Origin of the sequence: Brakhagea slesvicensis (genome assembly GCF_052161625.1) — a bacterium.
Classification (GTDB): Bacteria; Planctomycetota; Planctomycetia; order Pirellulales; family Pirellulaceae; genus JBKCUI01.
This window is the reverse complement of the sequence record NZ_CP197412.1, coordinates 2,445,692-2,461,013: the sequence shown is the minus strand read 5'-3', so window position 1 is coordinate 2,461,013 and position 15,322 is coordinate 2,445,692. Positions and strand designations below refer to the sequence as shown.

8 protein-coding genes and 2 pseudogenes are annotated in these 15,322 nt (G+C 55.4%); 5 read left to right on the top strand and 5 right to left on the bottom strand.

Features of this window, described 5'->3' with window-relative positions; all coding sequences use genetic code 11:
* Positions 1-102 precede the first annotated feature (102 nt).
* The 3 genes from SH467x_RS09360 (at position 103) to SH467x_RS09350 (ending at position 5,760) form a co-directional block, all read left to right on the top strand.
* Entirely contained in the window at positions 103-3,474 is a 3,372-nt protein-coding gene (locus SH467x_RS09360) for a protein kinase domain-containing protein (RefSeq protein WP_482371005.1), read from the top strand.
* A gap of 30 nt (positions 3,475-3,504) precedes the next feature.
* The gene (locus SH467x_RS09355) at positions 3,505-3,987 is read left to right on the top strand and encodes a hypothetical protein (protein WP_482371004.1); all 483 of its coding nucleotides are present in this window, start codon (positions 3,505-3,507) and stop codon (positions 3,985-3,987) included.
* 291 nt (positions 3,988-4,278) lie between these two features.
* Positions 4,279-5,760 (top strand): Do family serine endopeptidase, encoded by a 1,482-nt coding sequence (locus SH467x_RS09350; protein ID WP_482371003.1) that lies wholly within the window; start codon positions 4,279-4,281, stop codon positions 5,758-5,760.
* A 17-nt stretch (positions 5,761-5,777) separates the two neighbouring features.
* Here the strand turns inward: SH467x_RS09350 and SH467x_RS09345 are convergent, their stop codons facing one another.
* The 5 genes from SH467x_RS09345 to SH467x_RS09325 form a co-directional block, all read right to left on the bottom strand.
* Positions 5,778-7,421, bottom strand: a complete 1,644-nt coding sequence (locus SH467x_RS09345) for a CehA/McbA family metallohydrolase domain-containing protein (protein ID WP_482371002.1) — start codon at positions 7,419-7,421, stop codon at positions 5,778-5,780.
* Between the two features lie 155 nt (positions 7,422-7,576).
* The gene (locus tag SH467x_RS09340; RefSeq protein ID WP_482371001.1) at positions 7,577-8,887 is read right to left on the bottom strand and encodes an MFS transporter; all 1,311 of its coding nucleotides are present in this window, start codon (positions 8,885-8,887) and stop codon (positions 7,577-7,579) included.
* Positions 8,888-9,239: 352 nt separating this feature from the next.
* Positions 9,240-11,468, bottom strand: a complete 2,229-nt coding sequence (gene feoB / locus SH467x_RS09335) for a ferrous iron transport protein B (protein WP_482371000.1) — start codon at positions 11,466-11,468, stop codon at positions 9,240-9,242.
* On the bottom strand, positions 11,465-11,707 hold the full coding sequence (locus SH467x_RS09330) for a FeoA family protein (RefSeq protein ID WP_482370999.1): 243 nt from the start codon (positions 11,705-11,707) through the stop codon (positions 11,465-11,467). Before SH467x_RS09330 ends, feoB begins: the two co-directional genes overlap by 4 nt.
* Positions 11,708-11,739: 32 nt before the next feature.
* A complete protein-coding gene (locus tag SH467x_RS09325; RefSeq protein ID WP_482370998.1) occupies positions 11,740-11,985 on the bottom strand; it encodes a FeoA family protein in 246 nt (81 codons plus the stop codon).
* Positions 11,986-12,752: 767 nt separating this feature from the next.
* On the opposite strand from SH467x_RS09325, the pseudogene SH467x_RS09320 reads away from it, so the two are divergent.
* Positions 12,753-13,595, top strand: a pseudogene (locus SH467x_RS09320) (MMPL family transporter); the annotation flags it as partial.
* A gap of 165 nt (positions 13,596-13,760) precedes the next feature.
* A pseudogene (locus SH467x_RS09315) lies at positions 13,761-15,146 on the top strand (MMPL family transporter); the annotation flags it as partial.
* Between the last annotated feature and the right edge of the window lie 176 nt (positions 15,147-15,322).

Below are 15,322 nucleotides of genomic sequence, written 5' to 3'. Positions count from 1 at the left end.
ACAACAGGCAAACTCTTCCAGCAAAGTTTTTTGTCACACGAAAACCGTCCTGGTATAGAGTAAGAAACGCTTCCGATCATCGCCACGAAAGATTTACCGATCATGGAACCGCTCACGCTTGATACCGAATGCCTTCCCGCCGAGACACTGCAGGCCTACTGGGATGGCCTACTCCCTAACGATGCGATTGACTCTATCGAAGCGCACTTAAGCGATTGCAGTCGCTGCTCCTCGCTGGTTCGCGACATCGAATCGCGACCCTCGCAGGATGAATTGGTCGCCCCCCTTCGGCTGCTGCAAAATGCTCGCGAACCACTCGGACCATTCGAACCCGCCCCTTCCATGGTGAGCGTCCCTTCGTCCCCTCTTTTCCCACGCATGATCGCATCGGAATTGCTCGAATCGGAACAACGGATCGGACCTTATCGATTGCTTGAGCCCCTCGGCAGTGGAGGCATGGGCTCGGTTTATCTGGCCGAGCACACGGTGCTGCATCGAAACGTGGCAATGAAGCTGCTTCATTTGCCAAGAAAGACGCCCGACGCGATCGCTCGATTCGATCGCGAGATCTTGGCAGCAGGCAAGCTGCGGCATCCCTCCATTGTGGCTGCCACCGATGCTGGACATGTCGGCGATATCCATTACTTGGTCATGGAACATATCTCCGGCATGGATTTGTCCAAGCTACAACGATCGAGGCTTTCGCTCGGTGTGGCAGAGGTCGCACAGATAGGCCATCAAGTTGCGATGGCTTTATCTCATGCCCATAGCGAAGGGATCGTGCATCGCGACATCAAGCCGTCCAACATCATGCTCGATGAGGCGGGGAATGTGAAAGTTCTCGACTTTGGGTTGGCGTTGCTCGATCGTTGGGATGGAGTGGCAAGCGAATTGACTACGGTGGGGCAGTTTCTCGGAACGCTGGATTACATGGCGCCCGAGCAAGCGGAAAAGAGTGGTGCCGTGGACTACCGCGCGGACTTGTACTCGCTCGGTGCAACCCTCTTCCGACTCCTTTGTGGCCGAGCTCCCTTGGCGGCAACACCGAATTTGTCGCCGATCGACAAGCTTCGTCTGCTAGCGCATCACCATCCTCCCAAGATCCAAACCTTGCGCCCTGATCTCCCCGATCGTTTCGCTTCAATCCTCGATAGCTTGCTCAGAACCGACCCCAAGCTTCGCCCGGCCAGCGCGGCCCATGTTGCCGAGTCACTGGCTCCATTTTCCGAATCATCCGACTTGCAGCGGTTAGCGAGCCAGATGAAGCAACTGTCGGTACCGATTGACGGCGAGAGAGAGTCGCAACTCCTACGAGCGGCATCCCGTTCCGTACCGACCGCGACGAAAGCCGCATCGCAACCATCCGGATCGGGTTCGAGGGGATGGATTGCGGGCGTGCTCTGTGCTTTGGTACCGTTGGCATTCTTCCTGGGAGTATGGATCAAACTCGATACGAATGAGGGTCAGCTCATCATCGAGTCCGAGTTGGATGAAGGACAGATTTCGATCAAGAAGGAAAAGGGTGGCATCGAAAAGAAGCTTACGATTGAGACCGGCAATACGGTGACGCGATTGCAAGGTGGCGTTTATATGCTGGAGTTCGATAGCCCGAGTACCGGGATTGAGATCGACCGCGATCAATTCACCATTAATAACGGCCAAACGGTCATCGCGAGAGTCCGTAAAGTGAAGAAGGAGGAAGGGGCATCAGCCGGTGAAGCCCCATCTCCAGCGGAGGCCGCAACGGTGCAACAGAAGCCTCGCTATGAAGGCAAGACGATCGAAGAATGGCTTGACGTACTCGTTAACGAAAAATCCCCAATCCTTTGGGAGCAAGCGTTTGAGGGTTTCATCATTTTGTACAACAGTGAAACCGACAAGGAGCTGTTACCTGCCTATTTCGGAATTTGTCAGAAGCGTCGCTTGATCGATCCTTTATTGCGATTGCGGTCTCGTGAACGAGCGATCGTGGATCTGCTGTACGAAGATCTGGTCAAAACAGAGCCCGCGAATCGAGGTTGGAAGTTTCAGACAATCCTTCCGAAGATGTCCAACGAAGAATTACCCCGCTTTATGGACTGGATAGAAGAACAGCATGTAAAGGGAGCGGTTGACTCGCATCAAATGTTCATGGCATTGATCCGTGTTGCCCACACCGGGCCGATACCACATGGATCAATATCCAGACTCACTTACTCTACCTTACCCAGGTCGAGGCCCAGTGCTTCTCCCACTCGTTCCGTTACTGAATCGTCATCCTCCCCACGGTCCACAATTCAATACTTCGATGCTCTAGGACGGCTGGAATTCCTGTACAAGGCCCCACATCCACTTCTACTTCGATACAAAGATCGCTTGCCCGAGATCCTCCATGCAATAGGTGAACCGATCCCGGAATCATATCCTGTTTTACGATCATTGATACGAGAGCACGCCCTACAGGATGGGGCTTCTTACGCCACCCGGGTCGCAGCAGCCGTTGCCTACATGAAGTTAAGTGGCAATACAGACCTGAAACTATTCGATGAGACTTGGTGGAAATCCATCCAATCGCTTGTCGTGCAAATCCCAGATCAAATCGGAGTAACCTATGAGTATTACTCTCCCGGTGGGGCACCAAAGTTCGTTGCTGCAATCCCGGGCGTCCAACGAACTCCCTCTCTGGATTTGGCGATGGAATTTCTATATCCAGACAAGACAGGTGAAGAAAGATTAGCCCGCTTCGAACAATTGCGACCATCCTTTCGCCAAGTTTCGAACCGACTGTTAGGGAACGCGAAAAGGGGATGGAAGGCATTTACCGACCTAGCCATCGCACAGCATGAAGATTTCCCTTTGAAGATTGGTGAAAACCAGATCGCTCGATTCTATCGAATCAAAGAGAATCTGCCGTGGACCGAAGAGAGCTTACGTCAACGTTGGCGAATCCATGAAGAAAGCTTGAAGGTCGAAGGTGGGACACTTCAAGAGATGTCTAACAGTTTCCTCGTTCACAATCTTGTGTTGATGAGTTGCATCAGCAAGCCTGAACGATCCTTTGGATTGTGTTTGAATCCGGCTATAGGGCATGAATGGATGGAACTTCTCGATCGATGTGATCGCAACAAAGACGGGTATCTGTCGGAAAAAGAATCGGTAAGCGAGTATGCACAAAGCATCGGATTACCTGCCGAAGTGATCGCCAAAGCCAAGTATTTCCGCATTCAAAACTATGTGGATTGGAGAGCCGATTCAGTCCAAGAGAACGATGCCGCGTTCGCAGACGAATGGAGGTTATCCCAGTTTGAGTTTCAGGCCTATGACACGAACAAAAATGGGATTCTGGAATCGAACGAGTACTCCGATTTCGAGCTTGGGAGGCTTGGGTTCAGCAGAGCCAAGGAAGATTTGGAGAAATTGACCATACCGTCTATCATCAAAGTGCATTGTTTGACATCGAGTCAATATCGGGGCGGGAGCATTCGATTCGATTGAGCCCACCCAACATCGTTACCGAGGAAGAGCATGAAGCGGTTGGAGGAGATTAGCGCGTGGCTGGAGGAGAGTGCGGAGCCGATGCCGCTGGTGGCGGTCGATTCCTCGCCCGAGGAACAACGCGTATTGGGTTGGCTGCAGCGTTATCCCATTCTCGTCGACGAACCCCTCGAAGCGATCCTCTGGGTGAGGATGGGAATGATCGATCGGGCGCATGAGATTATTCAGGACGCCACAAGCGGCATCAGCGCCTACATCCACGGGATCATCCACCGGCTCGAAGGGGATTTTTGGAATGCCAATTATTGGTTCCGCCAAGTCCATTCCCCCGAGTTGACAGCCCGCGTCGCGGAGAAAGTGGGATTGGGAGCCGATGGCAAGCCCTTTGACCCATCCCGATTCACGCAAGCTGTAGAGGCTTGGAAGACAGCCCCTGCTGCAAGCGACGTCAGCCGCCTGCAAGAAATCGCACAGAGAGAATGGCATGCCATCTGGGATGAGCTCACCCGCTAACGCACCCCACCCCCAGCAATAGCCGCTCTCCAACCGGTGCTTGCTCCAACGGGTCTCCGAGCAGTGCCCCGAGCCCCCACTCCTTTCCCAATTCGCGCACCGATTTCCTTGTTTTTTTGCGGGGAATCGGCCCGGCGCGCGACTACCTGCAACGCTCCCGATCGGACCGAAAAATTGGAACGAAATATGCTCTGAAATCCAACCCATTGCCGTTTTCGTACGAATTGACATAGTTCGCACGCGGCACGAGCGTCCGATTCCTCCTACTGTAATGCCCTGAGAGAGACTCAAATGCAAGCAAATCCAAGCTTCTGGAAGTGGCTCACACTGACTGCGGCGGTCGCCGGCCCTGTGGGGTATTGGTTCTATTCCGACGCAGGACGAAACAGTTCCGCCGTTTATGCTCAGCAAGTCGCGGAGGCACGTTCCTCCCGAAGCGATTTGGCAAATGAAGCGAGCGTCGCCAGCGCGGACCAGCTCTCCCGGGTCTTCCGAGATGTGAGCAAATCGGTGAAGCCAGCGGTCGTGAGCATTAAAAACTTGGTGAACGTCCGACAACGGACTCGAGGCTTGACCCCGGCCGAGCAATTCTTCGGTGGTTTCGGCGGGAACGATCTTGGCGATCAAGCCGGCGAGATGCGTCAGATTCAAAACGGTCTCGGCTCCGGCGTCATCATCCGCGAGGACGGATACATCTTGACCAACAATCACGTCGTCAAAGATGCTACGGCTCTAGAGGTTTATCTGAGCGACGATCGCAAATACGAAGCCAAGGTGATCGGCACCGATGAACGCACCGACTTGGCCGTCCTCAAGATCGATGCGAAGGGTTTAGTGTCGGCTCCCCTTGGAGATTCCGCCACGATGGAAGTGGGGGATTGGGTGATCGCCATCGGTAGCCCGTTTGGCTTGGCTCAAACCGTCACTGCGGGAATCATTAGCGCCACCGAGCGAACCGATCAAGGCATCACGGCCTACGACAACTTCATTCAAACCGATGCCGCGATCAACCCCGGCAACAGCGGTGGCCCCTTGGTTAGCTTGCGAGGGGAAGTCATCGGGATCAATACGGCCATCGCATCGCGCGGAGGCGGGTACAACGGTGTTTGCTTCGCCGTACCCAGCAATCTCGCCAAACGGGTCGTGGGGGACATTATCGCGACCGGGCAAGTCTCCCGTGGGTATGTAGGTATCGGCCCCGTGACCGTTACTCCCGAGTTGGCCCAACAGTTGGAGCTTCCACCTTCCACTCGCGGCGTGATTGTTGGCCGCGTCGATCGCAAATCACCTGCCGAACAAGCGGGCTTAGAACCCGGGGATATCATCACCGCCGTGAATGGCAAACCGGTGACGACCGACTCCTCCATCATCCGCCTCGTCGGTGAGACCAAACCTGGCTCCACCGTCTCCTTGACTTATGTGCGCAATGGTAAGACGGTCGATACCAAGGTGACGATCGGGGAGTTCGATCAACGGAAACAAGAACAACGTGTGCAGTTGCTGGAGAACTACGGCATCGAAGTCGAAGAAGTTTCGACGCAACTGCGCCGTGAATACGGGCTGGAGGCGAATGAAGGGGTAGAAGTCATGGCGGTCAAACGGGGCGGACCTTTTGCCAGGTTGCCTGCGGGGATTGTCATCAAGTCGGTGAATGGCCAAGCCGTCTCGAGTCCCGATGCTTTCTACAAAGCGGTGGAAGAGGCATTCGAAGCCGGATCGCTACGTATGGTTGTGCGAACGGAAGAATCGGAAGCCATCGTCCGCGTGCTGTAACAAGAGCCCAACTCCTACTAGGGGGCGTTGGCTTTTTGCAGCTGCTCGGACCAGAAGGTCCGAGCGTTCTCGATCCAAGGCGCGTAGTTGGCCTTTTGAGGTGTCTGCTCGATGGATTCCTCGGCCTGGGCCAGCCACTCCTGCATGAACTCGACCGCTTGCTTCGAGATGCGGGCCTGGTTATCGAACTCGAAATAGAACGGGGCAGTCGTTGCAAAGCGCTGCCCCTTTTCATGCGCAGTCACCACTCGTACCACCAACCATCCGCTCTCTTCAATCTGAAGAGGCGGAAACTCTCCTCGGTTGTAATGGTCTTCTAGTTTGGCGCTATAAAGCGTTTCACCATTGAAGATCACATCGAGGTAATCCACCGGCTCGCGCACCGTCAGCGAGACCGCGATATCGAGATCGATCGGCGTACCGCTACTGCTAGTTTGATTCGAACCAGGTGGAAGTCCATTGATGAGGGTTCGGAGCAACGGACCGTTGGTCGGCGTTGTTCGCCCGAGCGAAACGGCGTTCAACCAAGCCTGAGCATCGGGAGGTGATTCGCTGTAAAAGTAAGTGCGGTTGTAGCCGAGATGCGTATCCGCATGCCCAAACCCACTGCTTGCTGTAGGTGTCAATCGAAGCCCAGCTTCCAGCATCCGCCAATAGACTTGCTCGGTCAACTCGCCAGCGGCTTTCGGACCTTTGAACCGTATTCGGTCCTCTTGGGTGAAGGGAGCAAAAACGGAGAGCTGACTTCGCTCCTTGCCCATCGAACGTTGTATGGTGCCAAAGACACCGGTCTTTTCAGCTGCGGGTCGCAGAACGAGCGGCTCGTCCGATTGGGGGCGATGCGAAGCGGAAAGAATTTGAACAGCTCGTATTCCTTTGGTTGCTAGCAGAATTGGAACATCGCGAGCCCATGGGTCCTTTAATTCCGCCAAGCGATCGGTTTGGAGCGGCATCTCCTCCAATTGCTCAAACAGATTCTTCGATCGTGCGTTCGGCGCATCTTCTTGTTCTGAGTTATCGGAATTCGTTAAGGGAAGCCGATGAATGAGCACGCATCCATTCTGCGAGTTGCTCGCGGTGCAAGGGATTTGAAGCTGATAGCCAACTAGATTGGGATCGGTCGATTCGATAAGCAAGTCCCGTTTCTTCTTGGGCTTCGGTGCAACCGGTTTATCATTCGAAGCCTCGCCCACTGCATTCGAACGTGTATCAGAATGGGTCGCGTTCTTTGCATCGACACAGATCAGATCGATCGCGTCAGCGCGTTGCCATCGCGCCGCTTGTTCTGCGGGCAAGTCCGTATAGTGATCGGCGCTGTACCAGTTCTCGGCGTGCATATCGGTGGAGCGAGGCACCTCGACTTCGACAACATCTTTGGCGTTCTTCTCCATCGTGAAGCCGCCACGTATATCAACGAATTCTGGGCCCCGTTGGACGAGGAATTCGAAGTCCCCACCGCGAGGGACGAGAGTGAATTGGGGATTGGCGAGCCACCAATCGCCGCTCCAGAGCAACCCCCGCGGTCGGCTGACCCGCTTCTCCCCTATCTTCCATTGAAAGCGGGCGGATACCGGCTCTCCCGATTCGTCGTCGTAGAATTCCAAGTCGACGGTTTGGGCCTTGCCGGTTTGAACAGCAAGGCACAGAGCAAAGAGAGACACCCACGCCGAGGACCACCTCGACCATCTGGAACTTCCCCACCTTCCCAGTCGCAGAAACTCGCTCCGGGCAATAACTCGATTCGGTCGCTGGCAAATCATGGCGGTTCCGATCCACTCGCAAGCAAAAGTGTAGAGCTAGTTCAGCCGGCCAATGGTTATACCGGCGGTTCTTTCTTGAGCGGCAGCAGCGAGATCAAGAAGGCGGAACAAAGGCTGGTCGCGCAGAGAACGTACAAACCATATTTGTATTCCCCGAAGTTGCTGTCCATATAACCCATGACCATCGGACCTAAAAAGCCGCCCAGGTTGCCGATGGAATTGATCATTCCGACGCTACCGGCCGCCGCCGATGAGGTAAGGAAGAGGCTGGGGAGGGACCAGAAGGCGGGCATATACGATTTCGTGCCGGCCGCAGCGATGGTAAAGCAAAGGACGGTCAGGACCAAATTGCCTTGCGTGAACGTAGTAACCAGGAGCATGGTCGAGCCGATAACCACTGGAATCACCGCATGCCATCGGCGTTCACGGAAGCGATCCGAGCTCCAACCGACAAAGAGTTGACCTGGGATGATCAGCAGGGAAGGGATGATCGCCAACAAGGAGACTTGTCCCGGCGTCAGGTTGTACCACTGCTTGAGCACGCTCGGCAGAAAGAACTCGATGCCGTAATTGGCGGTGACGATTCCAAAATATGCAAACGAGAGAAGGAGGACGCGAGGGTTGGTGAATGCGGCGAGGGCCGATTTGTGTTTGGCGTCACCCTTGACGGCTTTCTCTCGTGCAAGCTCGGATTCGAGCGCTTCGCGTTCCTCTTCGGTCAACCATTTGGCATGGCGAGGACGATCCGTGAGAAAGAGGAGTACCACGATTCCCGCCACGACCGCCGGGATGCCCCAGATGATGTAAATCCACTGCCAGCCCTGCAGCCCCATAAGAGGTGGATTGGTTTGGGTCACGCCATCGATCGTCACCGTGCGGCCGATGTCGATGAATAGCCGCGAGATCGCAGGACCGATCATCATCGCGATCGGAGAGGCGACGAGAAAGTAAGAGATAGCGCGTGCCCGATCCCGCGTGGTGAACCAGTGGGTGAGATAAACGAGGACCCCAGGAAAGAAGCCAGCTTCCGCGACACCGAGGAAAAACCGAACGATGTAGAACTGCGTCGGCGTTCGGACGAAGGCGGTGATGGCGGCCATGATCCCCCAAGTCACCATGATGCGGCAAATCCATTTGCGAGCGCTCCATTTTTCGACGATCAGCGAGCCCGGGATCTCCAGCAAGAAGTAGCCGAGAAAGAAGATCCCGCCGCCAAAGCCAAAGACCCAGCTGGTGAACGCAGGCAGGTCCTCCGCCATCGTCAGTTTGGCCACCGCCACGTTGGTCCGATCCACGTAGGCAATGATGTAGCAAACGAACAAAAGGGGAAGGAGACGCCAATACGCCTTCCTGCGCGCGGAGTTCAACGCCGGTGAATGGGATTCCGAAATGATTGCACCATTTGTCGTGAAGCAGGCCGGCGCGAGTGGATAGCGTCGCGAGCCAGGAAGATTGTAAGTAGCGGGTATTGCGAACCGCTGTTACTTTAACCTCCTGTGCGTGGGGTGCAATGCGGCTAGCTGCGCCGTTGCTTGGGTCCGTTGGTGAGCTGGACCAAGGTCCTTTTCCCTTTTTGACTGCATCCGGTGCAATGACCGCATGGAGATTGCGGAGCGTCTTGCAGGCGAACCCAACCGAGCATCGAGATGACAAAACGACGGACCATCCAAGCGAAGCAAATCCCGACAATGGTTGCAACCAGGATGGTTTGCCCGTCCATTACGCTGCGAGCCCCCATGCGCTGGCGATGGTGTAGGTGAGGTAAGCCCCTACATACGCGAGTGTTGTCATGTAGACAAACGAGAAGATCGGCCATCGCCAAGAGTTCGTTTCGCGTCGAATAACAAGCAGCGTGGCGGAGCATTGCGCACAGAGGGCAAAAAAGACCATGATCGAAAGGGCAGTTGCCAGCGTATAGACCGGTCGACCATCCTCCCACTTTTCCGCCTTCATTTGCGCCTTGAGCCCGTCGCTTTCCTCATCCTCTTCAGCGCCGAGCGAGTAAATGGTCCCAAGGGTCGCGATGATCACTTCGCGAGCCGGAAAAGACGCAATGGTAGCAACCCCGATCTTCCAATCCCAGCCCAGCGGTTTCACGACTGGCTCGATCCACTTTCCTGCCATGCCTAGGAAACTCTCATCGATCAATTCGCTGCGTGCCGTGTTAAGGGCCTCTTCCGCTTGGGAGAGCTGAGTCGCTACCGCATCATTGTTCTCTTCGGGAGCCGCATCCACCTGCGCTTGCAGCGTCTCGACTTGCTTTTGCGCTTCGGTCAATTTGGACGTGTCACCGGGGAAATACCCTGCGGCCCAAACGAGAACCGACGTGCAGAAGATTAACGTTCCGGCCCGGGTGACGAACGCGGATGCTCTCTCCCAAACACGCTGAAAGAGCACATAGGGAGATGGCCACTTGTAGCTATGCAGCTCCATCAGGAACGTCGAAGCTTGCCCGGGAAAAAAGAACTTGCGAAGAAACCACGCGACAGGGATAGCGACCAATGCCCCAACGCAGTGCATGAGAAAGAGAACGATTCCTTGCAGAGAGAGCCATCCACCTGCGTAGCGCATATCGGGCACAAACGCGGAGACCATCAGCACATAAACAGGAAGCCGAGCGGAGCAGCTCATCAGCGGTGCGATGAGAATGGTCACCATACGATCCCGTGTATTGTCGATCGTACGCGTGGCCATGATCCCCGGGACCGCGCAGGCAAACGACGACATGAGCGGCAAGAAAGATCGCCCGCTCAGACCGATCGAGGACATCAATTTATCGACCACAAAGGCCGCGCGGGACATGTACCCGCAATCCTCTAAGATGGCGATGAACAAGAACAAGATGACGATCTGCGGCAGGAAGACAAGAACGCCTCCGATTCCCGCGATCACGCCGTCCTGAAGAAGACTTCGGAGAGGCCCCGGCGCAACGACTTGTTCAACGACTCCCTGCACCCAGCCTTGCCACGCTTCGACTTGATCCATCGGCCAAGCGGCCAGCAGGGTGATCGATTGAAAAATCAGAAACATAAGGGCGATGAAGAACGCCATCCCGACCCATCGATGGGTAAGCCATCGATCGATCCGATCGCTCGAGCTCGCGATGTTGGCTGGGGGGCGTTCGACAAGGCCTGCGATTTGCTGCCGCACCCATTGGTAACGATGCTTGGTTTCGAAAAGCGGAATCTTGCAGCCCGCTTCCCCTAGCCTCTCTCGAGCTTGTTCGATGGCATTGAGCAGACCGGGGATCTCCAGCTTGGCGATCTTCTGTTGAAAGTGACCATCCTTGTCAATCAAAACGCGATCGACTTCCAACGCGGGAAGGTTGTGATTGGCGTCCGCCAATCTCTTTCGCAGCAATTCCGATTCCTGGCGAAAGGATTCCGGATAGTGTTCGCGAGGCAAGTGTTTGGGGCTATAGGCTTTGCTATTCGGTGCAACCAATTGTTGAATGGCTGTTCGGACTGCGATCACACCATCGCGTCGGCTGGCGGTAGTACAGAGGAGGGGAACCCCCAATCGCTCTGCCAGAGTCTTGACGTCGATGCGATGTTTCTCGTCGAGGACGCGATCCCACATGTTGAGGACAACCAATGTGGGAAGAGACAAATCGAGGACTTGGCTCAGGAGATAGAAGTTTCGTTCGATGTTGGTCGAGTCGATGATGACAACGACGGCATCCGGGCGTGGCACCCCGGGTTGCACACCGCAGAGGACATCGATCGTAACCGCTTCATCGGCCGATCGGGCCGCGAGCGAGTAGGTTCCTGGCAAATCGATGATGTCAATCGGCTCGGGGGAATCGAGAAGAGAGCCGGTCTTTTGTTCGACGGTGACACCGGGGTAATTCCCTACACGCGCCGACATGCCACAGAGCGCGTTGAAGAGGCTGCTTTTACCGGTGTTGGGATTGCCGATCAGCGCGACCGACTTTTTGGCGGGTTTCATGGCGAAGCCGAGGGGGAGGTAAGGGTGACTTCGACTCGATCGGACTCACTGCGCCGCAAACTGATGCGGTACCCACGCAACGCGTATTCCGTCGGGTCACCCATCGGAGCCCGGCCGACCACCTCGATGGGTTCACCATCGAGAAGCCCCATCTCCATCAGTCTGCTTGCGAGGACGTCGTCTCCGACGATGTGATCAATAATGCCCGATTGACCTGGAGCAAGCTGGGAGAGTTTCACGCTAAGGCTCGAGAGATAGTTGGAAGTGCCATCTAACAGTGGGACGCGTCGTCGGTCGCGACAAAGATTTCGGCTTGTTCGTCCAGACGCAAACTGAGGCGACGCCCTTCCACGCAGATCATGCATGGTTTCCCAGGGCAAACCATGCGGATGTTGCACCCGACTTGCAACCCGATCTCCTGCAGACGCTTGAGATGGCAAGGATCTCCCGACATGTCAACGATCACCCCGTGATCTTCGGGTTTCAAGGTATCGAGAGGGACGGGGTTCGCGGACATAATGGCTCAGCAGGTCTGTCGGAAATACCAAACACCATACTTTCTTCCAATATATCCATCATCGACCTAAATGAGAAGCGGTCTCAATAACGCTCGCTTCATTTTTGGATATTTTTCGCATCTTCTGGTGAGAAAAAATTCGTCCGAGTCCAGCGGGCTCGATCCGACCCATGGCCAATTCGTTTCGAGGGAATTCGCCAAATTGCCTTGTTTGCCAAATCAAGGCTCGATCTGGGGATTCTTCGCAAGTCCCGGTTTTCAAACTGTCGATGCAAAGGAGACTTTAGTACACTACTGAGGCTGTTAGGGAAGACGGCGATAGCCAGGCTATGGACAATTCTGGCGGGTGACCAAAGGGGCAAAGCGTGCGGCAGAGTAAACTCGGCGGTAAGACATTCTACGATCGATTTGGATGGTTGCTTCTCATCCTTTGCTTTGCTGGCATTCCATTTGCCTTCTTCGGGGCGGCGAAAGCCGTTCAAAGCAACGTCAATAAAGTCGAAGATTGGCTTCCCAAGACGTACGAAGAGACCGGCGAGCTTGCTTGGTTCCGAAAGAATTTCCCATCCGACCAGTTCATTATCGTTAGCTGGGACGGGTGTCTGCTAAGCGAGGATCCCAACGGAGATCCTTCCCTGGACGATCCTCGGATCGCGAAATTGGCAAAGCTCGTCCTTCCGGAGTCGGTCGATCCGAACGATATCGACGCGGTCGAAGCTGAAAAGTATTTCACAGGGGTGCAAACAGGTCGGACGCTTATCGAGCAAATGACCAAGGGAAAGCATGCCCTGAGTTACGCCGAGGCCCTGGAGCGACTGAAAGGGACCGCGATCGGTCTCGATGGCCGCCAAACATGCGTCATCGTCTCGCTAGATCCCATGACGAGCGGGAAGATGAAGCCTATTCTGGGTCATGGACAGATGCGAATCTTCCGCCCCAACGTCCCCCCCGGAGTTTTGCGACGGCTGATTGCCAAGGCTGGCATCGAAGATTCCGTCTTGCATCTAGGCGGTCCTCCGGTCGACAACATCTCCATCGACGAAGAGGGTGAAAAGACCCTTGTCCGCCTTGCGGGACTCTCCGGTTTATTGGGGCTCTTTCTGGCATGGTGGTCCCTTCGAAGCATCATTCTGACTTGGATTGTCTTTTCGTGCTCGGTCACCAGCGCTGCCGCTTCCCTTGCCATCATTTGGGCGTGCGGAGAGACGGTCGATGCAATTGTGCTCTCGATGCCATCGCTGGTTTACGTGTTAGCGATGTCCGGTGCAGTGCACTTTATCAACTACTACAAAGACGCTGTGCGACATGGCGGTCTACACCGCGCGACCGAGCGAGCGGTCATTCACGCGATCAAGCCCGCGATTCTGTGCTCGGTCACCACTGCCCTTGGGTTATTTTCGCTGTGTGCTAGCGAATTGGTTCCCATCCAGAAGTTCGGATTCTTCTCCGCAACCGGAGTGTTGGTCCTGAACGTGATTCTTTTCTTGATCCTCCCCGCGGCGCTCCACGTGATTGGGTTTGCCAAAAACTGGGTCGGCGAGAAACCGGATGAGAAGCGGCCGATTGACGACGACACGCGCAGCGAGCGGATCTGGGCTTCGATTTCAACATTCATCGTCCGAAATCATTATGGCGTCGCGACGGTCTGCGTTCTTTTCGTTGCCTTCATCGGCTTTGGGCTGAGCCACACCAGAACGAGCATCAATCTTCTCGAGCTCTTCGACTCGCAAGCCCGAATCCTGCGTGACTATCGATGGCTCGAGGAAAAGCTCGGCATGCTGGTCCCCCTCGAGATCGTCATCGAGTTCGACAAGGAAAGCATGGCGCTCGCATCCGATGCGAAGCCGGTCGACAATGCGAGCAGCACCGACGATACCGCTCTTGGAGAGGACCTGTCTCGCTTGACATTCTTGGAACGGATGGAAACGATCGTTCGCATCCAGGACGTGATCAAAAAACGCTTTGGTGAAGACGGCACGCAGATCGTCGGCCGAAGCATGTCGGCAGCGACCTTCGCCTCGAGCCTTCCCTCCAAAGGAACGAGCACACAGACTTATTTGATTCGAAAGGGTTATAACCAACAGCTAGAGAACAGCCGCGAGGAGTTGATCGAATCCGGCTTTCTCCGCGTCGATCCAGACACCGGGAGCGAGCTTTGGCGAATCAGCCTTCGAGTCGCAGCCTTCCAAGGTGTTGACTACGGTCAGTTCGTCCAAGAGATGAGGGATTCGCTCTATCCCATCATCCAAGCCCAGCAGGACCGCGTACGAATCCTTCGGCAGATGACGGCTTGGACTGGTGAAGCCAAGATGGCGGGCCGAGACATCGCCCTTTGGGATCCCACGAGCGAGGACTTGCCTCCCGAAGAACTGGAAAAATCAAAGCTTCGCTCCGAGGAGTTGTCCAATCTATTGGCCAAGTCGCGTGTCAAGATCGCTCGAATCAGTGCACCACCTGCCGACGTTCCGTATGTTCAACTTCAGAAGCTCAATGACTTGGACGCCGTCGTTCTCGCAGGATCCTTCTCCAATGCGGAAGTCGACGTTTTGGATGTCGCCCTGCAGCGTGTGATCGACTTGGAATCAGACGACCCGAAAGTTCCCAAGGAGTGGGTCCGTTCTGTTTATACGGGGGTAGTACCGATTGTTTATAAGGCGCAGCGAGCGTTGCTGGCGAGTTTGATCGAAAGCACCATGTGGTCCTTTCTGACCATCACTCCCTTGATGATATTTGTCTCCCGCAGTGTGCGAGCGGGGATGGTGGCGATGATTCCAAACGTGCTCCCTGTCCTGGCGATTTTCGGGGGCATGGGGTGGCTCGGCATTCCGATCGATATCGGCTCCATGATGACGGCCAGCATCGCCTTGGGCGTTGCAGTGGACGATACGATTCACTTCTTGGCCTGGTACCGTGAAGATCTTCACGTGGTTCGCGACCGACGCAAGGCGATTGTGTCTTGTTACAAGCGATGCGCGACGCCGACATTGCAAGCTGCTTGCATCAGCGGGCTTGGTTTGTCCGTTTTCGCGTTTAGCACCTTCACTCCCACGCAACGGTTCGGTTGGCTGATGTTGGCGATCCTGATCGCAGGGGTCGTCGCAGAGCTGATCTTGTTGCCAGCGATCTTGGCAGGTCCGCTCGGCAAGGTTTTCGAGCCGCGGCGCAAGAGCGAGACCATGGCAGGGCGCATCTTCTTGATCTTCCGATACCAGCTCCGAAAGCGTTTCGATCTGGGTACCAAGGGCGTAGAAGATCGCGACTCCTCGGAGCTCCGCAGCGCCGCTTGAATGGACTCCTCGCTGGTTTCCGAGGGTAACGGTTAGTGTCAAGGATGGCC

What these genes read in the sequence shown, in the direction of transcription:
- SH467x_RS09360 (WP_482371005.1), top strand. Translation starts at nt 103, where the DNA reads ATGGAACCGCTCACGCTTGATACCGAATGCCTTCCCGCCGAGACACTG.
- SH467x_RS09355 (WP_482371004.1), top strand. Translation starts at nt 3,505, where the DNA reads ATGAAGCGGTTGGAGGAGATTAGCGCGTGGCTGGAGGAGAGTGCGGAG.
- SH467x_RS09350 (WP_482371003.1), top strand. Translation starts at nt 4,279, where the DNA reads ATGCAAGCAAATCCAAGCTTCTGGAAGTGGCTCACACTGACTGCGGCG.
- feoB (WP_482371000.1), bottom strand. Translation starts at nt 11,468, where the DNA reads ATGAAACCCGCCAAAAAGTCGGTCGCGCTGATCGGCAATCCCAACACC.
- SH467x_RS09325 (WP_482370998.1), bottom strand. Translation starts at nt 11,985, where the DNA reads ATGTCCGCGAACCCCGTCCCTCTCGATACCTTGAAACCCGAAGATCAC.